This is a genomic window from Streptomyces sp. NPDC002926, from assembly GCF_053591755.1.
The window spans coordinates 520,952-538,442 of the sequence record NZ_JBSFUK010000003.1 but is presented as its reverse complement, the minus strand read 5'-3'; the positions used below and the strand labels follow the sequence as shown (position 1 = coordinate 538,442).

Sequence of the window (17,491 nt, the reverse complement as noted above, 5' to 3'; positions counted from 1 at the left end):
TCTTCCTTGATCGTTGAAGGGGGAAGGAAGAGGGGTGCGCGGGTGAGCTCGGGAGGGCTGGAGCTACCCCCAGGTGACGCTGGTCATGAGGGGGACTCCGCCGACGCGCCGCCCGGAGCGGTTTCCCTCGCACGGCCGATGGAGATCGGGGCGGAACTGGACTGGGGCGCGGACGCCTGGAGCGAGGTGCGTACGCGCGCCCAACGCGCCGGGCGGGCCTACATTTGGCTGAACCTGGTGGAGCAGCGGCTGCGGGCCGTGGTGGCGGCGGTGCTGCGCCCCATCTACGAACCGGTACACGGCGACGACTGGGTGGTGGCCGCGGCGGGGCCCGCGGGGCAGGAGTGGGTGCAGCGCGCCGTCGCCGTACGGGAGGTCTCGCGCCGCAAGGGCTATCTGCTGGACCCGGCGGACGACAATGTCCTGTCCTTCCTGACCCTCCCGCAGCTGCGGGAGCTGATGGTCCAGCACTGGCCGTGTTTCGAGCCGTACTTCGACGACCGGCGCGATGTCGAGCTGGCGCTGGACGAGCTGGAGGTCGCGCGGAACGTCGTCTCCCGCAACCGCGCGCTGAACGAGGCGGTGCTCGCCCAGGCCGAGCGTGCCTCCGCCCGGCTCCTGGAGATACTCGGCAGTGGCGCGGGTGTGCCCTCGGCCGACCGTCTCCCGGTCGACGCGGTCGAGGAACTCGTCGGCGACCGTTACGCGGATGTGGTCTCCGTCCACCCGGACCGGGTCCGGCTGCAGCGCCAGCTCCCCGCCGAAGACCTCTTCGGCGGTGCGCGGCGCCTCGACGCGATCGGGATAGGCCTGAACCTCCTGGTCCAGAACTTCTCCGGCCGCCGGCTGGTCCGGCTCGCCGAATCCGGCTGCCGGGTCCGGCTCCTCTTCCTGAACCCGGCGAGCAGTGCGGTCAAGCGCCGCGAACGCGAACTGGGCCTGAGGAAAGGCGAGTTGAGCCGCACGGTGGAGATGAACATTCTCCATATGCGCCGAGTGCGCTCGCGCCTCCGCGACCCGGGCGCTTTCGAGATCCAGGTCTTCGACGAGACGCCGCGCTTCACCGCGTACCTGGTCGACGGCGATGGCCCGGACGGCCTGGCCGTCATCCAGTCCTATCTGCGCCGGGCGCGGGGGATGGAGGCGCCGGTGCTGGTGCTGCGGGGCGGCGGGCGCGCGGTGGTCCGCGCAGGACATGACGGCGAGAATGGCCTTTTCCAGACATACCGCGAGGAGTTCGAGTCCGTATGGGCGGATTCGCGTCCGGTCTCCTGAGTTGTCAGTGGCACGTGGGAGGGTGAAAACCCACCGGGGGAGAACGCACCACCGCACGACGAAGGAGGGTCACGATGGCTTGGCACGGGGAACCGCTGGTCGGCTTCGATCTGGAGACGACGGGTACGGAGCCGCTGGAGGCACGGATCGTGACGGCGGCGATCGTTGGTGTCCGGCCGGGGGAGCCGGTCCGGAGCCGGGGCTGGCTGGCGGATCCGGGCATCCGCATCCCGGCGCAGGCGTCGGCGATCCACGGCATCAGCAGTGAGCGGGCCACGGCGGATGGCCGCCCGGCACGCGAGGTGGCGGACGAGATCGCACAGACCCTGACGGGATACTGGGGGCGGGGGGTGCCGGTCGTCGCGTACAACGCGGCATTCGACCTGACGCTGCTGACGGCGGAGTTGCGGCGCCACGATCTGCCCTCCCTGACGGACCGTCTTTCGGGCCGCCCGATCGGACCGGTGATCGACCCGTACACCATCGACCGGGCGGTCGACCGCTACCGCAAGGGCAAGCGCACTCTGGAGGCGGTCTGCGTCGAGTACGGCGTGGTCCTGGACGCGGCCCACGATGCGTCCGCGGACGCACTCGCGGCGGTGCGAGTGGCCCGCGCGATAGCCGAACGGCACGGCCCGGTGGCGGCGCTGACTCCGGCGGAGCTGCATGAGCGCCAGATCGGGTGGTACGCGGACTGGGCGACGGACTTCCAGCGCTTCCTGCGGGAGAAGGGCAGCGCGGACGCGGTGGTGGACGCGTCCTGGCCCCTGCGGGAACTCGTGCCGACGGCGGGCTGAGCCAGGGCTCTTTGTCCCTTGGCCGCCCCTTCCCGTAAGTCGGGGCTCCTCCCCGGACCCGGCGCTTCAATCGCCGACGAGGCTTGAGAATCAAGCCCGTCCGGCGATTGAGGACACACGCGAAGCGCGTTCGGGTGGGCCAAGCTCTTTGGTTGGGGGAAGGGGCGGGGCGGGGGACAAGCCCCGCCGCAGGCGTCGCCCGCGCCCCGTCAGAACGTGTGCCAGCGGACCCTCTCCGCCCCCTCACGCAGTGACGCGACCCGGCAGGCGAACTCCTGCCGCGCCGCCGGGTTCGTCGGCGCGTGCTGCGCCACCCAGGCGCAGCTTGCCGTTTCGCGGGCGCCGCGCAGGACCGCGCAGCCGGGCCACTCGCGGACGTCCCAGCCGTATGTCTCGGTGAACGACGTATAAGCCTCGGGCGCCAGTCCGTAGCGGTTGAGGGACAACGCCATGACCACCAGATCATGCTCGCGGAGGTCCGAGGAAAACGTCTCCAGGTCCACCAGGACCGGGCCGTCCGGGCCCACATGGACGTTGCGGGGGAGTGCGTCGCCGTGGATCGGGCCCGGCGGCAGATGCGGGGTGAGCGCGGACGCCGCCTCGGCGAAACCGTCGCGGCGCTCGCGCAGATAGGCCGCGTCGGCCGGGTCGATCGCCTCGCCCGCGAGACGCAGCCAGCGCTCGACGCCCCCGAGCAGGTCCCGCCGCGGAAGGGAGAAGGACGGCGAGTCGAGCGCGTGGATCCGGCGCAGCAGATCCGCCAGATCCGCCGGCTCAGCCGGGCGTACCGCATCCGGCAGCCGGTGCCACACCGTCACCGGATGGCCCGTCACCAGCCGCGGCTTCGGCTCGGCCGCCCGCACGGCAGGCACCCCCGCCTCCGACAGCCAGGCGGCGACGGAGAGTTCACGCTCCGCCCGCGCGAGCAGCTCCGCGTCCCGGCCGACCTTGACGACCACCTCGCCCGCCCCGAACACCGCGTTCTCGCCGAGCGCGAGCAGCGTCGCATCGGCAGGAAGCCCCGCAGCCGCCAGCACGGCGCGTGCTCGTGTCTCGTCCATGTATCTCTCCCACCGCTTGCGCGAATCCGCCAAAGTCTCGCATCCACGCAGGTGGGGTTGACGAACCGACGGACCGTCAGCACGATGACGGAAGCCGCCTGGGCGGCCGGACCGGGACGGGCCGCCCGAAGGAGTCGAATCCGTGACATTGGCGACCGCAACCTCGCGGCCCGGCAAGGCGCGGTCCCGGCATCCGTGGTCCGGGAAGCAGCCGGACCACGGGGCCTGGTTCCTCGTACTGCCTGCCCTGATCCCGATTCTGGTGCTGAGCGTCGGGCCGCTGCTCTACGGCATATCGCTTGCCTTCACCGACTCCCAGGCGGGCCGCACCCAGCCCACCGAGTGGATCGGGACGCTGAACTTCCAGGACCTGCTCCACGACACGCTCTTCTGGGACTCGTTCAGGATCGGCCTGCTCTGGGCGATCGGCGTGACGCTCCCGCAGTTCCTGCTCGCGCTCGGCCTCGCTCTCCTGCTCAACCAGAACCTGCGCTTCCGCTGGCTGGCGCGCGCCCTCGCGATCGTCCCCTGGGCCATGCCCGAAGTCGTCGTCGGGATCATGTGGCGGCTCGTCTACAACCCCGACGCGGGCATCCTGAACGAGACCATCCGTGACCTCGGACTCGGAGACGGACGCGACTGGCTGACCGGACTCGCCACCGCCCTTCCCGCCGTGATCGTCGTCGGGATCTGGGCGGGCATGCCGCAGACCGCCGTCGCGCTTCTCGCCGGACTCCAGAACACCCCGCGCGAGCTCCACGAGGCCGCCGCGCTCGACGGCGCCGGCGCGTGGCGCCGGTTCCGCACCGTCACCTGGCCTGCTCTCAAGCCCGTCGCGCTCGCCATCACCGCGCTCAACTTCATCTGGAACTTCAATTCCTTCGCCCTGGTGTACGTCCTCACCAACGGCGGCCCCGGCGGCCGTACCCGCCTCCCCATGCTCTTCGCCTACGAAGAGGCCTTCCGCTACGGCCAGTTCGGCTACGCGGCCGCCATGGGCTGCGTCATGGTCGCGGTGATATCGGTGATGCTCGCGTTCTACCTCGTAGGACGGCTCACGGGAGGGGAGGAGCAGTGACGACGCCACGCACCAGCAGATCCGGCCGCGCAGGGCAGTACGTGGCGCTCCTCTGCTACCTCGTCTTCCTCGCGTTCCCCTTCCTGTGGCTGATCTCCACCGCCTTCAAACCGCCGCGCGAACTGGGCTCGCTGCACCCCACCTGGATTCCGGACGACCCCACCCTGGACAACTTCCGGCAGGCCTTCGACGAGCAGCCGCTCCTCCGGGCCGCCGGCAACAGCCTGATCGTGGCTCTGTCCGCCGCGCTCATCGCCGTCGTGATCGCGACGCCGATGGCTTACGTCATGGCCCGCAACCGCAACAAGCTCTCCGCCGCGGCCACCGGCTGGGTGGTGGTCAGCCAGGCGTTCCCATTCGTACTGGTGATCATTCCGCTGTTCCTGATCCTGAAGAACCTGCATCTGATCAACACGCTGTCCGGTCTGATCATGGTGTACGTCGTCTGGTCGCTGCCGTTCGCGCTCTGGATGCTGGGTGGATATGTACGGGCCGTGCCCCGCGAACTGGAGGAGGCGGCGTCCGTCGACGGCGCGGGCAGGCTCCGCACGCTCGTCTCGGTCACCGCCCCGCTGCTCGCCCCCGGCATCGTGGCCACCGCCCTGTTCGCCTTCATCACCGCGTGGAACGAGTTCTTCTTCGCGCTCGTCCTGCTCAAGACCCCGCAGACACAGACCTTGCCGGTCGTCCTCACGCACTTCCTCGGCGCGGAGGGCGTCGCTGATCTCGGGCCGCTGGCCGCTGCCGCGTTCCTCGCGACGATTCCCTCGCTCGTCATCTTCGCGATCATCCAGAAGCGGATCACGGGCGGGATGCTGACCGGGGCGGTGAAGAGCTGATGCGGAGACTCGCGGCCGCTGCCGCTGTGTGCGCGCTGCTGCTGACCGGCTGCTCGGCCGACGGCAGCGGAGCCGACAGCGGAAGGATCACGCTCCGCTTCCAGTCACTGGCCTGGCAGCAGGAGTCCGTGGAAGCCAACAAGGAGCTGGTGAAGGAGTGGAACGCGAGCCACCCCGACATCCGGGTCGAGTATGTCCAGGGCAGCTGGGACAGCGTCCATGACCAGTTGCTGACCTCCTTCGAGGGCGGCGAGGCGCCGGACATCATCCATGACGCCTCCGACGACCTCGCCGACTTCGCGTACGGCGGCTACCTCGCCGATCTGAGTGGGCTGCTGCCGGAACGCCTCACGGCGGACATCCCACGGCAGAGCTGGGAGTCGGCGACCTTCGGCAAGGGGGTCTACGGCGTGCCATTCCTCCAGGAGCCGCGCGTTCTCATCGCCAACAAGAAGATCCTCGACTCCTCGGGGGTGCGTGTTCCGACGGCCGGGAAGCCGTGGAGTTGGGAGGAGTTCCGCCAGGTCACCAAGACGCTCACTCAGGAGATGGGGGAGGGAAAGTACGGTGTCGCCTGGCCGCTCAAGGAGCCGGTCTCCGTCACCCTCAACCTCGGTCTCTCCGCGGGCGGGCAGCTCTTCCACCGCGGCGACGACGGGAAGGTCACGATCAGGTTCACCGATGGCGACGGCGTGGTGCCCGGCACCGTGCACGATCAGGTCAACACCGACAAGAGCGCCTCCCGCACCACGCTCGGCATGGGCGGCTCGGACACGCTGCCCGGCTTCTTCGGCGGCAAGTACGCGATGGTCCCGCTGGGCTTCTCGTACCGTCAGCAGATTGTCCAGCAGGCGCCCAAGGGTTTCGAGTGGACGGTGCTTCCCGCCCCGGCGGGCCCCGAGGGCCCGGCCCAGGGCGTGAGCCCGCAGACTCTCTCCGTCGCGGAGGACGCCCCGCACAAGAAGGAAGCGGCGCGGTTCATCGACTTCATGCTCCAGCCGCGGAACATGGTGCGGTTGGCGAAGGGCGACTGGATGCTGCCGACGGGTTCGAAGGCGCTGGCGGACCCGGCCCTGCACACCGATGAGGCGGGCTGGTCGACAGGCGCCGCACTCGCGCGGGATCTGCGCTCGGCGCCGGCCCAGTCGGTGCGTGGCTACCCGGAGTGGAAGGACAAGGTGGCGACTCCGGCGCTGCAGGAGTACTACAGCGGCGCGATCGACGCGGCGGAGCTGGAGGAACGCCTGGTCGATGACGGCAACCTGGTCCTGTCCCGCTACCAGCGCTGACGCCCGCGGCGCGGGTCTGTTGTTCCCCCGCCCCTTCGCGGCCCCACACCACCGAGTGCAGCCACCCGAGGGGGCCCGCCCTTGCCTCCGGGCAGGGGGACGCGCAGGGGTCGTGTCCGGGACGTAAAGCGTCGCAACTCGCGCGAAGCGCGGTGAGGAAGGCAGTCCCGGACACGAGCCCCGGAGCGGACCCCGGACGGCCACCGGCCCAAGACCGGACACCCAAGCCCCCAAGCCCCGTACCCGGCAAGGGACCCGCACCCAAGCCCCGTACCCGGCAAGGGACCCGCAAGGACCCCGCACCCGGCGCCAGGCACGCCCACGCACCCGGCAGGGAACCCGCACCTCCGAGACCAGGGGCCGCCCACGCACCCCGGCCCCCGCGGCCCGGGAGCGCATGGCTCCCGGGCCGCGGGGACATCAACCCGCCTCAGACCCGGGCCGGTTCCGGTCGGCCGTCGTCGTCGTGGCGCGGCTCCCTCACCCGCGGCTCCCTCACCCCGGCCTCCGCCACCGTCGACTCGTCGTGCGTCAGATCCGGCAGCCACCGCAGCCACTTCGGGAAGTACCAGTTCCGCTCACCCAACAGCGCCATGATCGCCGGAAGCAGCACCCCGCGGATGATCGTCGCGTCGATCAGCACCGCCGCCGCAAGGCCCACACCCATCTGCTTCATCGACTGCATCGACAGCGTGCCGAAGATGGCGAACACCGCCACCATGATGACCGCCGCGCTCGTCACCACCCCCGCCGTCGTCACGACGCCATGCGTAATCGCGTCCCGCGTGTCGCGTCCCTGCACCTTCGCCTCGCGGATCCGCGACACCACGAACACGTGGTAGTCCATCGAGAGTCCGAACAGGATCACGAAGAGGAACAGCGGCAGCCAGGCGATGATCGCGCCCACGCCCTCCGCGCCGACCAGCCCCGCGCCCCAGCCGTGCTGGAAGACGGCCGTCAGGATGCCGTACGCCGCGCCCACCGACAGCAGGTTGAGGACGATCGAGGTGATCGCGATCGTCAGCGACCTGAACGACAGCAGCATCAGCACGAAGGCGAACACCACGACGAAGGCGAAGACGGGTGCCACCGCCCCGGTGAGCTGATCGTTGAAGTCCTTCGAGCCCGCGACCTGGCCGCTGATCGGCGCCTGGAGGCCGTCGACCTTGCCGAGCGTGGCCGGCCGGACCGTGTCCCGCAGGATGTCCAGGCTCTTCTCCGCCTTGTCCTGGTCGGAGCCGCCCACCAGCGGTACGTATACGAACGCGAGGTTCTGGGCATCGTGCGTCACCACCGTGACCGGGCCCTCGGAGGCGCCCGAAGCGACCGCGCTCCTACGGAAGTCGGCGATCGCCTTGCGTACCGGGGCGGCGTTGATGTCGTCCGCCTTGACGATGACCTCCGCCGGGTCCGCCCCGCCCGGGAACGCTTCGTTGATCCGCTCGTACGTCCCGACGATCGGCACCGAGTTGCCGAACTCCTGGTCCAGCGTGAAGTTCTGGGTCTTCATACCCATGGCGGGCAGGGCGATCGCGACCAGCGCGCCCGCCGCCACGAGCAGCGACACCAGGGGCCGTTTCAGGACACCCCCGAGCACCCGGCCCCACACCCGGCTCTCCGCGCCACCCGCTCCGTTCGCGCCGCGCTTCCCGCGGTTCAGGAAGGGCACGCGCCCCTTCTCCACCCGCTCGCCGAGCAGCGACAGCAGCGCGGGCAGCACCGTCACCGAACCGGCCATCGCCACAGCCACCACGATCAGCGAGGCGAGCCCCATCGACTCGAACTCGCCGATCCCGGTGAAGAGCATGCCGGCCATGGCCACACAGACCGTCACGCCGGAGACGATGACGGCCCGTCCGCTGGTCGCCGCCGCGATCTGCATCGCCGTGGCAGCGTCGCGCCCCGCCGCCCGCTCCTCGCGCTCACGCCGCAGATAGAAGAGGCAGTAGTCGACGCCGACCGCCAGACCCACCAGCAGCATCACGGAGTTCGCGGAATCGCTCATCGGCTGGAAATGGCTGGCGACTCCCATCAGCCCCATCGTCGCCATGATCGCGGTGATGGCCAGAGCTACCGGCAGCAGGGCGGCCACCAGAGCGCCGAAGGCGATCAGCAGAATGCCGAGCGCGACCGGCACCGCCGAGAGCTCCGCCTGCTGGAAGTCGTCGCCGAAGGCCTCGTCGAAGGTCTTGCGCATACTCGCGCCGCCGATCTCCTCGATCCGCAGCTCCTTGTGGGAGGCCTGGACCTTGGCTACGGCATTGAGGACCGGCTCGATCCGGTCGCTCGCGGTTTCCGGGTCCCCGCGCACATCGAACTGCACGAGCGCGCTGCGCCCGTCCTTCGAAATGCTCTTGGTGTCGTACGGCGACGTCACCCCGGTCACTTCACCCGTGCCGCCGACCGCCTTGATCACCGCGGCGACGGCTGTACGGAACTCGGGGTCGGTCGCCCTCGCCGCCGTGTCCTTCGCCTGGACGAGCACGGTCTCACCGGCCGGCTCTTCGACTCCCGCGTCCTCCGCGATCCGGGCCGCCTGGGTGGTCTCGCCCTTCAGCTGATCGCTGTCCTTGAGTTCGACCCGGCCCGCGGCCGAGCCGGCCGCCATGGCGAGAACGACGAACAACACCCAGATTCCCACTGCCGCCCAGCGGTGTCGCGCGCTCCAGCCGCCGGCTCGCGCGGCGATTCCGCGCGGACCTCTTCCTGCTTTCCCCATGACGGTCCTGCCCCCTCGAAATGACGTCGGCGCCTCGCCGTTGTCTCCGCTTAGAAGCTATGGGCACATTCAGGCCGTCTCCTCCTGCTCGCCGGTGACCCGGCGGGGTGGTTCTCTCCTCCTTGCGGACCGGTCGGATCCCCGACAAGGAGGATCGAAGCCCCTTACACGCAAAGGCGGTTGGGGGTGAAGTCCGACTTGTTCGGCCCTGGCCGATTCATTATTACGAAACCTTGTTGAGTAAGTCACAGCTGTATGAAGGTCTTGATCTGCGCGCGTCAATCGGTCAGGGTTTCGAGCCAGCCCCCGGAGATTTTCCGTCCGGCGGGCAATCCCCCCACAAATGTTGACGAGGAGATCCCTCTTCATGGCAACTCACAAGCGCGCGAGCAGGATCAAGCTCACCGCGGCGATAACCGCCGTGGCTGCCGCAGCCGGAGTGACCGTACTCACCACCTCGTTCGCCGGAGCGGCGCCCTCCCCACAGGGCACCATCTACGGCGCGAATGCCGCAGGCGCGATCGACGGCAGCTACATCGTGATGCTGGACAAGAAGGCCGACAAGCAGGACCTGGCCAACGAGTACGGCGGCAAGCTGCAGCGTAACTACAGCTCCGCCATCAACGGCTTCTCCGCGAGCGGTCTTACGGAGACCGAGGCCAAGCGCCTCGCCGCCGACCCGTCCGTCGCCAAGGTCGTCCAGAACAAGAAGTTCTCGATCAACGCGACCCAGGACAATCCTCCGTCCTGGGGCCTCGACCGGATCGACCAGGCCGACACGGCCGGCGACAAGAAGTACACCTACCCCGACAGCGCGGGCGAGGGCGTGACGGCGTACGTCGTCGACACCGGAGTCCGTATCACCCACAAGGACTTCGGGGGTCGTGCCACCCACGGCTTCGACGCCGTGGACAACGACAACTCGGCCGATGACGGCAACGGCCACGGCACCCATGTCGCCGGCACCATCGCCGGCGCCACGTACGGAGTCGCCAAGAAGGCGAAGATCGTCGCCGTCCGTGTCCTCGACGACCAGGGCTCCGGTACGACGGAGCAGGTCGTCGCGGGTATCGACTGGGTCACCAAGAACCACAAGGGCCCGTCCGTCGCCAACATGAGCCTCGGCGGCGGCGCCGACGAGGCGCTCGACGAGGCCGTCCGCAAGGCGATCGCCTCCGGCGTCACCTTCGCCGTCGCGGCCGGCAACGAGTCCTCCGACGCGAGCCAGGGCTCCCCGGCGCGCGTCAAGGAAGCGATCACCGTCGCCTCCTCCACCAAGGAGGACAAGCAGTCGGAGTTCTCCAACTTCGGTGGCAGCGTGGACATCTACGCCCCGGGCTCGGACATCACCTCTGCGTGGAACGACAGCGACGAGGGTACGAAGACCATCTCCGGTACCTCGATGGCGACCCCGCACGTGGTCGGCGCCGCGGCGGTCTACCTCGGCGGTCACCAGGACGCCACCCCGGATCAGGTCGCCAAGGCCCTGACCGACGGCGCCACGCCCGACAAGATCTCCAACCCCAGCGCGGGCACGCCCAACAAGCTGCTGAAGGTCGTCGAGTAGCCGACGGACCCCAACGCTGAACCGGCGGTCGCCGTGCCCTCCCCCACGGGGCGCGGCGGCCGTCCTATTGTGTGGCGATGACGAGGTATGCGGCCCTGCTGCGTGGGATCAATGTGGGCGGGCACAAGAGGGTGCCCATGGCGGATCTGCGTGAACTGCTCGCGGAGCTGGGTCACGGTGACGTCGCCACGTATCTGCAGAGCGGCAACGCCGTCTTCACCAGCGACTCGGACGACGAGATGGCACTGGGCGCCTCACTGGAGCGAGCCGTCGAGAAGCGCTTCGGCTTCGGCGTCGACTGCCTGGTGCGCAGCGGTACGTATCTGAAGGAGGTCGTCGACGCGTGCCCCTTCCCCGCGGCCTCGCTCGAGGGCAGGCAACTGCATGCCACCTACTTCTCGGAGCGCGTCGGCCCCGAGCGGCTCGCCTCGATCGATGTATCGGCCTATCTGCCGGAGGAGTTCCGGCTCGGCGACCGGGTGCTCTATCTGTACGTGCCGAACGGCCTCGGCCGCTCCAAGCTGGCCGAGGCGCTCGCGAAGCCGAGTCTGTTCAAGGGCATCGTCGCTACCAGCCGTAACTGGAACACCGTCGTCAAACTGGTGGAGCTGACCCGTGGCTGATCCCACCGAGGCCGTCAATGGCGCCATGGAAGCGGAATTGCGCCTTCTCGACCCGATCGTGCGTTCCTCGCCCCAACTGCTTGCCGAGCTGTTCCACCCGGATTACCAGGAGTTCGGCACTTCGGGCCGGCTCTGGGACCGGGCGTCGATCCTCGCCACCCTCATGGCGCGGGACGTGCCGGCGCCGCGGCCCATCACCACCTCGCAGATGAAGGGTGTGCAGCTCGCGCCGGACGTGGTGCATCTGACGTTCACCACCCAGTCGGGCGCCCACCGCGCCCACCGCAGTTCGCTGTGGCGCCTGACCAGTGGCAAGTGGCTGCTCTACTTCCACCAGGGCACGCGAGTTCAGTGAGGACGCGACCACCGTCGTAGGCCGAAGCCGCCCGACCGGTGACCGAAGGGCCGGTCAGTGCAGCGCCGGTCGGTGAAGTGCCGTCAGATCCGCCTCCGTGAGCCGGATGGCGGCCGCGTCAAGGTTCTCCTCCAGATGCGCGATGGATCCGGTGCCCGGCGTCGGACACAGCACCGGGGAGCGGTGCAGCAGCCAGGCGAGGGCGATCTGGCCTTTGCTCGCGCCATGGCGCGCGGCGACCGTGTCGAGCGCGGCGGCGGCCTCGCCGGTCAGGGCTCCATTGGCGAGTGGGAACCACGGCAGGAAAGCGAGACCGTTCGCCTCGCACACCTCGAGCACCGCCTCCGACTCCCGGTCGATGAGATTGAAGCGGTTCTGCACCGAGGCGATAGGCGCGATGTCCAGCGCTCTTCTCAGCTGACCGGCGGTGACCGTGTCCAGACCGATGTGCCTGATCTTGCCCTCACGCCTCAACGCCCCGAGCGTGCCCAGCTGTTCGGCGAGGGGAACCTCCGGGTCGAGCCGGTGCAGCTGGTACAGGCCGATCGTCTCCGTACGCAGCCTGCGCAGACTCGCCTCGCACATCGCGCGCAACTGCTCGGGCCGTCCCTCGATGTGCCAGGCACTGTCGCTCGTACGCACCACCCCGCCCTTTGTCGCGACGACCAGGTCGGCCGGATACGGGTACAGGGCCTCGGCGATCAGTTCCTCGGCAAGGTGCGGGCCGTAGTTGTCGGCGGTGTCGATGAGGGTGACGCCCCGTTCGACCGCCCGCCGCAGCACCGCGAGGGCGTCCGCGCGGTCACCGCGCGGCCCCCAGTACCCCCGGCCGGCGAGCTGAGCGGTGCCGTAGCCGAGCCGGCGTACGGTCAGCTCCCCGCCGAGCCGGAAAGTCTCCAGGATCATGGCTGGACCGTACCCAACTGTGCGAGTCTCGTGCGTATGCGCTACATCATCATCGGGGCAGGGGCGATTGGCGGCACTGTCGGCGGGCGGCTGGCCGAGGCGGGGCACGAGGTGGTCCTCGTGGCACGCGGCACGCACTTCGAGGCGCTGCGCGCGAAGGGACTGCGGCTCACCACGGCAGAGGGGACCAGCACGCACCTGCTGCCCGTCGTGGACCGGCCGGACGCCCTCGAACTGCGCCCGGACGACGTCCTGTTCCTCGCGGTGAAGACACAGGACGGCACGGCCGCCCTGGAGGACTGGGCCGCGCAGCCCGTCGCCGGCGGCGGTACGGCAGGCGAACTGCTGCCGCTGGTCTGCGCGCAGAACGGCGTGGAGAGCGAGCGTCTCGCGCTGCGCCGCTTCCGCCGTGTGTACGGCATGTGCGTCTACCTTCCCGCCACCTACCTCGAGCCGGGTTCGGTCTCGGCCACCTGTGCTCCCATGACCGGCATCCTGCACCTGGGCCGCTATCCGTCAGGAACCGACGAGACCGCGCTGCTCATCTCCGCCGACCTGGAGAAGTCCAGGCTGCTCGCACCGGTCGTCCCGGACGTCATGCGCTGGAAGTACGCGAAGCTCACCAACAATGTCGCCAATGCTGTGGAGGCCGCCACCGGAGTGATCGCCGACGAGGACGGCGTGCGGCTCGCCAAGCGTGCGACGGCGGAGGCCCGCGCGGTGCTCGCGGCCGCGGGTATCGAGGTGGTGAGCGAGGCGGAGCAGAAGGATTTCAGGGGCGACAAGATCCGTTTCGACCCGCTGGACGGCTCCAAGCGCGGAGGCGGCTCGTCCTGGCAGAGCCTCAACCGCGGTACGGGCACGATCGAGGCCGATTACCTCAACGGTGAGATCGCCCTGGTCGGCCGTGTCCACGGCGTACCCACGCCGGTGAACGACACGCTGCAGCGCGTCGCCAACAGCTTCGCCCGCGAAGGCAGGGCCGCCGGATCGATGTCCGTCGCCGAGCTGACCGCGATCGTCGACGCCGAAGCGGCCGAGTGATTCAAGCGGCGAACGAGGTGTGGAGTCTCTCACACGGCGTGGGCCGTCTTGCGGCTTTTGTTCCTGTATGTGGAGTCGGATGCTTCAGTGGGTCGACGGTCCGTTTCATGCCGTGACGGCCCCTATGAGCTGACGCTTCCTCGGTTCGCACCCCCTTGATAGACACGACGGGTTCGGCCATCGACCCGGCGAGAGAAGCACAGCATGATCAACGACCAGGATCCGGACCACTTCGCGTTCGAGATGGACCTGACCGTCCAAGAGGTCACGCGGCGCGCTGCGGTGCTGGCGGCGCTCGGAGACGACTGGGACCCGGTGGCCGTTCTGGAGGGCGAGCAGGAGGCGTACCGCCTGCTGTACTCGAACCTCGACGACCGGCAGCAGAAGATCTACGCCGAGCTTGTGGCGGCCGGTGTCCTTCCGGGAGGGGAGAGCGATGGCCATGCTGCCGCTTGATCCGACGGCTGACGCCGGACGCCGCGCCTGGACGCGCTGCCCTGCATGCGCCGACCACGAGGACTGCGCCGTCTGCCTGGCCGGACGCACCTGCCCCCAGCACTGGCGCTATCTGCTGTCCAACGAGGGCAGCCTGCTGCATCTGCAGTGTTCCAACTGCGCCCATGTGTGGGCCCATGAGACCGGATTCGGCGCCGGATCGCGCGGTTCGTGCGGCCCGTCGTAGGGACGTTCAGCAGCAGGCAGCCCGCAGCCCGCAGGTGAGCCCGAGTGCTCGGCCGCCGGCGTCGGGCGGCGACCGCGGGTGAGCGGTCGAACGCGCGCCGCGTCACACCGGCCGAGCGGCTGAAGCGCCGGCTCCGGGGCGTCGTGTTTCTTCAAGACCCTGCTGCGCACGCGGACCTAGCGTGCGGGGCATGGACAAGAACACCGTGTACCCGCACCTGACGGAATGCGCCGCCGAAGCCGCCCGGATCGCCCGTGGCGTCAGCGCCGACCAGCTGTCCGCACCCACGCCCTGCAAGGAGTGGGACGTCCGCGGACTGGTCAACCATCTCGTCCTCTACTCCTCCCACGGCCTCGAGCACCGCGCCCTGCGCAAGCAACTCCCCGAGGAGCTCACCGACCGCGACTTCACCACCGATGCCGACTGGGCGGAGCAGTACGCCGCTCAGCTGGACCGCGCCGTCGCCGCCTGGTCCGATCCGGCGGTCTGGGAGGGCGAGGTGGACCTCGGGTCCGCCGCGATGCCCGCGCCCGCGATCGCCTCCCTGATCACCAAGGAACTGGCCGTCCACGGCTGGGACCTGGCCTGCGCGACCGGGCAGGAGCACCGGATCTCGGACGCTGCCGCGGCGCTGATCCTGACCGTTGTCGACGAGCACGCCGAGCTCTACCGCCAGTACGACGGCTTCGCCGACCCGGTGCCGCTGCCGGACGGGGTCCCGGCCTTCGACCGGGCCCTGGCCGACAGCGGACGGGACCCGCGGTGGGCTTGATGTCCGACAGGTCCGGCGGTCGAGGGCCGGGGCGGCACGCTCAGGCGGTGTTCGCCAGCGGCCGGTCGACCCGCGCCTCTTCGTAGCGCCGGAGCAACAGCCTCGCCAGCTCCGGCGCGGCGCCCAGGACATCGGCGATCACGTCCGCCTCCTCGGCCCCGCGGGCGATGCGGTCCGGGAGAAAGCCCGGAGCGATGACATACGGAGCCACCGCCACCCGCCGTACGCCCTCCTCCCGGAGCGCCCGTACCGCCTCCTCGGTGCGCGGAAGGGATGCGGAGGCGAACGCAGGCCGCACGGCGCACCAACCGGTGTGCCGCAGCTCCCGCGCTATGTCTGCGATCACTGCGATCGCCTCCGGGTCTGTGGAGCCCGCCGAGGCCAGGACCAGCCCCGTCGAGCCTTTCTGGGACGGGTCGACCCCGGCCTCGTACAACCGCTTTTCGAGGGCGGAGAGCAGCAGCGGCGACGGACCGAGCACCTCGGCCTGACGGATCCGCAGCCGCGGCAGCCGTGCCGAGGCCTCGTGCAGTACGGCGGGGATGTCGGCCTTGGCGTGGAAGGCGCGTGTCAGCAGCAGCGGAAGCGCGACCACGTCCTCCACGCCGTCCGCGGCGAGACGCTCCAGCACCCGTGGCACGGAAGGGGCGTTGAAGTCCAGGAAGCCCGTCTCCACGCGCAGCCCCGGCCGCAGCGACCTGGCACGCTCCACCAGGGCGTGCACGGTCGCCGCATGCCGCGGGTCGCGGCTGCCGTGGGCGATGACGAGGAGGACGGGGCTGCGCATCGGGACTCAGTTCCTGACGAGGAGACCGCGGCTGCGCAGCACGCGACGCTCCAGAGGGGCGAAGAGGAGCAGTTCGATACCGATACCGACGACGAGGATCAGCAGGATCGCGCTGAGGACCCAGGACATGTCCTGAAGCTCGCGGCCCTGTTCCAGCAACTGACCGAGGCCCACGCCCAGATCGGCGGCGTTGACGATGAGTTCGGCCGCCATCAGCGAGCGCCAGGAGAACGCCCAGCCCTGCTTGAGGCCGGCGATGTACCCCGGCAGCGCGGCGGGCAGCAGCACATGGCGTACGCCCTGCAGCCCGGTCGCACCGATGACGCGTCCCGCCCGGAGGTACAGCGGCGGGATCTGGTCGACGCCCGAGACCAGGCCGTTGGCGATCGACGGCACGGCGCCGAGCAGAACGACGGTGTAGATGGTGGCGTCGGTCAGGCCGAACCAGATGATCGCGGCAGGCACCCAGGCGACGGACGGCAGTGACTGCAGTCCGGACAGGATCGGTCCGATCGCGGCGCGTACGACCTTCACCCGGGCCACTATCAGCCCCAGCGGCGTGCCGACCGCGACAGAGATGAGGAAGCCGAGGGCGCCGCGCGAGAGGCTCGTCCACACAAAGCCGAGGAGCGTGCCGTCGAGCCACTTGTCCTGGAGCGTGCGGCCCACGTCCGCCGGGCTCGGGAGCAGGTAGTGCTCCTTCACCTCGAAGTGGTAGGCGAGCTGCCAGGCCATCAGCACGATCGCGATGGCCGCGATCGGCGGTACGGCCTTGGCCAGCAGTGTCTTGCCCAACGGCACACGCTGTGTGGTCCGGGTGTCCAGGGCGTCGAGCCCCGCCTCCAGACCGGCGAGCTGGTCGGGTCCGTTATCGGTCGGCTGTTGCTTGATGTCAGTGCTGGCCATGTCGGCGGATCTCCCCCCGGAGCTGTTCAGTGATCTCGACGGAGAGGTCGGCGACCGCCGAATCCTCGATCCGGCGGGGATGCGGGATGCCGACCTCCCACTCGCGGGCGATGCGGCCCGGGCGGGACGAGAGCAGGACGACCCGCTCCGCGAGCCGGACGGCCTCCCGCACGTTGTGGGTGACAAAGAGGACGGACAGGTTCGTCTCCCGCCAGATGCGGGTCAGTTCGTCATGCAGAACGTCGCGGGTGATGGCGTCCAGCGCCGCGAACGGCTCGTCCATCAGCAGCAGCTGGCTCGCCTGCGCGATGGCGCGGGCCATGGCCACTCGCTGGCGCATGCCGCCGGAGAGCTCGTGCACCCGCTTGCCGTACGCACCCTTGAGGCGTACGAGCTCCAGCAGCCGTTCGGCCTCGGTCCGTCGCTCGGACTTCGGCAGACCGCGCATCTTCAGCGCGAGCTCGATGTTCTTCCCCGCGGTGAGCCAGGGGAACAGCGCATGCTCCTGGAACATCAGGGCCGGCCGGCCGCCGGGGACGTCGATCTCCCCGGCGGACGGCCGGTCGAGCCCAGCGACGAGATTGAGCAGAGTCGACTTTCCGCAACCGGAAGCCCCCAGGAGGGTGACGAACTCGCCCGGCGCGACATCGATGTTGATGTCGTCCAGAACGAGCTGCTGGGCGCCCGGACGGCCGAAGGACTTGGAGACATGGGCGATACGCGCTGCGTATGACGCCGCGGTTTCTTCGTCGGCGGCCTTGGTGAGCGTGCTGGACATGAGCGTCACCTCC

Annotated in this window: 18 protein-coding genes; 12 read left to right on the top strand and 6 right to left on the bottom strand. The window is 69.7% G+C overall.

Annotation, left to right across the window (positions count from 1 at the left end):
* Positions 1-42: 42 nt before the first annotated feature.
* Together ACWDZ6_RS08905 and ACWDZ6_RS08900 are read left to right on the top strand one after the other, a co-directional pair.
* Complete coding sequence (locus ACWDZ6_RS08905; RefSeq protein ID WP_389180515.1) at positions 43-1,275, top strand: SAV2148 family HEPN domain-containing protein; 1,233 nt, start codon at positions 43-45, stop codon at positions 1,273-1,275.
* Between the two features lie 74 nt (positions 1,276-1,349).
* On the top strand, positions 1,350-2,072 hold the full coding sequence (locus ACWDZ6_RS08900; RefSeq protein WP_451502302.1) for an exonuclease domain-containing protein: 723 nt from the start codon (positions 1,350-1,352) through the stop codon (positions 2,070-2,072).
* Positions 2,073-2,281: 209 nt separating this feature from the next.
* Here ACWDZ6_RS08900 and ACWDZ6_RS08895 read toward each other — a convergent pair whose 3' ends face one another.
* A complete protein-coding gene (locus ACWDZ6_RS08895; RefSeq protein ID WP_451502301.1) occupies positions 2,282-3,133 on the bottom strand; it encodes a phosphotransferase enzyme family protein in 852 nt (283 codons plus the stop codon).
* A 142-nt stretch (positions 3,134-3,275) separates the two neighbouring features.
* Between ACWDZ6_RS08895 and ACWDZ6_RS08890 the strand changes: the two genes are divergently transcribed.
* The 3 genes from ACWDZ6_RS08890 to ACWDZ6_RS08880 are packed head-to-tail and all read left to right on the top strand — an operon-like array spanning position 3,276 to position 6,339.
* Positions 3,276-4,211 carry a carbohydrate ABC transporter permease gene (locus tag ACWDZ6_RS08890; protein ID WP_451502300.1) on the top strand — a complete coding sequence of 312 codons (936 nt, stop codon included), beginning with the start codon at positions 3,276-3,278 and terminating at the stop codon, positions 4,209-4,211.
* A complete protein-coding gene (locus ACWDZ6_RS08885) occupies positions 4,208-5,050 on the top strand; it encodes a carbohydrate ABC transporter permease (RefSeq protein WP_451502299.1) in 843 nt (280 codons plus the stop codon). Before ACWDZ6_RS08890 ends, ACWDZ6_RS08885 begins: the two co-directional genes overlap by 4 nt.
* Positions 5,050-6,339: an extracellular solute-binding protein gene (locus ACWDZ6_RS08880; RefSeq protein ID WP_451502298.1), complete on the top strand. Its 1,290-nt coding sequence runs from the start codon at positions 5,050-5,052 to the stop codon at positions 6,337-6,339. Before ACWDZ6_RS08885 ends, ACWDZ6_RS08880 begins: the two co-directional genes overlap by 1 nt.
* A gap of 430 nt (positions 6,340-6,769) precedes the next feature.
* Here ACWDZ6_RS08880 and ACWDZ6_RS08875 read toward each other — a convergent pair whose 3' ends face one another.
* Positions 6,770-9,058, bottom strand: coding sequence for an MMPL family transporter (locus tag ACWDZ6_RS08875; protein WP_451502297.1), 2,289 nt, complete (start codon positions 9,056-9,058; stop codon positions 6,770-6,772).
* 367 nt (positions 9,059-9,425) lie between these two features.
* Between ACWDZ6_RS08875 and ACWDZ6_RS08870 the strand changes: the two genes are divergently transcribed.
* The 3 genes from ACWDZ6_RS08870 to ACWDZ6_RS08860 all read left to right on the top strand — a co-directional run bounded on the left by ACWDZ6_RS08870 (position 9,426) and on the right by ACWDZ6_RS08860 (position 11,603).
* Entirely contained in the window at positions 9,426-10,625 is a 1,200-nt protein-coding gene (locus ACWDZ6_RS08870) for a S8 family peptidase (RefSeq protein ID WP_451502296.1), read from the top strand.
* A 77-nt stretch (positions 10,626-10,702) separates the two neighbouring features.
* Complete coding sequence (locus ACWDZ6_RS08865) at positions 10,703-11,248, top strand: DUF1697 domain-containing protein (protein ID WP_451502295.1); 546 nt, start codon at positions 10,703-10,705, stop codon at positions 11,246-11,248.
* Positions 11,241-11,603 (top strand): nuclear transport factor 2 family protein, encoded by a 363-nt coding sequence (locus ACWDZ6_RS08860; protein WP_451502294.1) that lies wholly within the window; start codon positions 11,241-11,243, stop codon positions 11,601-11,603. The genes ACWDZ6_RS08865 and ACWDZ6_RS08860 overlap by 8 nt, the downstream gene beginning before the upstream one ends.
* A gap of 54 nt (positions 11,604-11,657) precedes the next feature.
* On the opposite strand, the gene ACWDZ6_RS08855 is transcribed toward ACWDZ6_RS08860, so the two are convergent.
* Entirely contained in the window at positions 11,658-12,509 is an 852-nt protein-coding gene (locus ACWDZ6_RS08855) for an aldo/keto reductase (protein WP_451502293.1), read from the bottom strand.
* A gap of 36 nt (positions 12,510-12,545) precedes the next feature.
* Here ACWDZ6_RS08855 and ACWDZ6_RS08850 point away from each other — a divergent pair, with 36 nt between their 5' ends.
* The 4 genes from ACWDZ6_RS08850 to ACWDZ6_RS08835 all read left to right on the top strand — a co-directional run bounded on the left by ACWDZ6_RS08850 (position 12,546) and on the right by ACWDZ6_RS08835 (position 15,007).
* Positions 12,546-13,553 carry a ketopantoate reductase family protein gene (locus ACWDZ6_RS08850; RefSeq protein WP_451502292.1) on the top strand — a complete coding sequence of 336 codons (1,008 nt, stop codon included), beginning with the start codon at positions 12,546-12,548 and terminating at the stop codon, positions 13,551-13,553.
* 204 nt (positions 13,554-13,757) lie between these two features.
* Positions 13,758-14,009 carry a DUF6400 family protein gene (locus ACWDZ6_RS08845; RefSeq protein WP_366731768.1) on the top strand — a complete coding sequence of 84 codons (252 nt, stop codon included), beginning with the start codon at positions 13,758-13,760 and terminating at the stop codon, positions 14,007-14,009.
* Positions 13,996-14,235, top strand: coding sequence for a hypothetical protein (locus tag ACWDZ6_RS08840; protein WP_366731767.1), 240 nt, complete (start codon positions 13,996-13,998; stop codon positions 14,233-14,235). Before ACWDZ6_RS08845 ends, ACWDZ6_RS08840 begins: the two co-directional genes overlap by 14 nt.
* Positions 14,236-14,425: 190 nt before the next feature.
* Entirely contained in the window at positions 14,426-15,007 is a 582-nt protein-coding gene (locus tag ACWDZ6_RS08835; RefSeq protein WP_451502291.1) for a TIGR03086 family metal-binding protein, read from the top strand.
* Positions 15,008-15,047: 40 nt separating this feature from the next.
* Here the strand turns inward: ACWDZ6_RS08835 and ACWDZ6_RS08830 are convergent, their stop codons facing one another.
* From ACWDZ6_RS08830 to ACWDZ6_RS08820, 3 genes are read right to left on the bottom strand one after another with little or no spacing between them, the layout of a single operon-like run.
* Entirely contained in the window at positions 15,048-15,794 is a 747-nt protein-coding gene (locus ACWDZ6_RS08830) for a sirohydrochlorin chelatase (protein ID WP_366731765.1), read from the bottom strand.
* Between the two features lie 6 nt (positions 15,795-15,800).
* Positions 15,801-16,700, bottom strand: coding sequence for an ABC transporter permease (locus ACWDZ6_RS08825; RefSeq protein WP_451502290.1), 900 nt, complete (start codon positions 16,698-16,700; stop codon positions 15,801-15,803).
* Positions 16,687-17,478 carry an ABC transporter ATP-binding protein gene (locus ACWDZ6_RS08820; protein WP_451502289.1) on the bottom strand — a complete coding sequence of 264 codons (792 nt, stop codon included), beginning with the start codon at positions 17,476-17,478 and terminating at the stop codon, positions 16,687-16,689. Before ACWDZ6_RS08820 ends, ACWDZ6_RS08825 begins: the two co-directional genes overlap by 14 nt.
* Positions 17,479-17,491: the final 13 nt, after the last annotated feature.

Coding starts and splice junctions, on each gene's coding strand:
- ACWDZ6_RS08900 (WP_451502302.1), top strand. CDS start 1,350: ATGGCTTGGCACGGGGAACCGCTGGTCGGCTTCGATCTGGAGACGACG.
- ACWDZ6_RS08895 (WP_451502301.1), bottom strand. CDS start 3,133: ATGGACGAGACACGAGCACGCGCCGTGCTGGCGGCTGCGGGGCTTCCT.
- ACWDZ6_RS08880 (WP_451502298.1), top strand. CDS start 5,050: ATGCGGAGACTCGCGGCCGCTGCCGCTGTGTGCGCGCTGCTGCTGACC.
- ACWDZ6_RS08875 (WP_451502297.1), bottom strand. CDS start 9,058: ATGGGGAAAGCAGGAAGAGGTCCGCGCGGAATCGCCGCGCGAGCCGGC.
- ACWDZ6_RS08870 (WP_451502296.1), top strand. CDS start 9,426: ATGGCAACTCACAAGCGCGCGAGCAGGATCAAGCTCACCGCGGCGATA.
- ACWDZ6_RS08865 (WP_451502295.1), top strand. CDS start 10,703: ATGACGAGGTATGCGGCCCTGCTGCGTGGGATCAATGTGGGCGGGCAC.
- ACWDZ6_RS08855 (WP_451502293.1), bottom strand. CDS start 12,509: ATGATCCTGGAGACTTTCCGGCTCGGCGGGGAGCTGACCGTACGCCGG.
- ACWDZ6_RS08850 (WP_451502292.1), top strand. CDS start 12,546: ATGCGCTACATCATCATCGGGGCAGGGGCGATTGGCGGCACTGTCGGC.
- ACWDZ6_RS08845 (WP_366731768.1), top strand. CDS start 13,758: ATGATCAACGACCAGGATCCGGACCACTTCGCGTTCGAGATGGACCTG.
- ACWDZ6_RS08840 (WP_366731767.1), top strand. CDS start 13,996: ATGCTGCCGCTTGATCCGACGGCTGACGCCGGACGCCGCGCCTGGACG.
- ACWDZ6_RS08835 (WP_451502291.1), top strand. CDS start 14,426: ATGGACAAGAACACCGTGTACCCGCACCTGACGGAATGCGCCGCCGAA.
- ACWDZ6_RS08830 (WP_366731765.1), bottom strand. CDS start 15,794: ATGCGCAGCCCCGTCCTCCTCGTCATCGCCCACGGCAGCCGCGACCCG.
- ACWDZ6_RS08825 (WP_451502290.1), bottom strand. CDS start 16,700: ATGGCCAGCACTGACATCAAGCAACAGCCGACCGATAACGGACCCGAC.
- ACWDZ6_RS08820 (WP_451502289.1), bottom strand. CDS start 17,478: ATGTCCAGCACGCTCACCAAGGCCGCCGACGAAGAAACCGCGGCGTCA.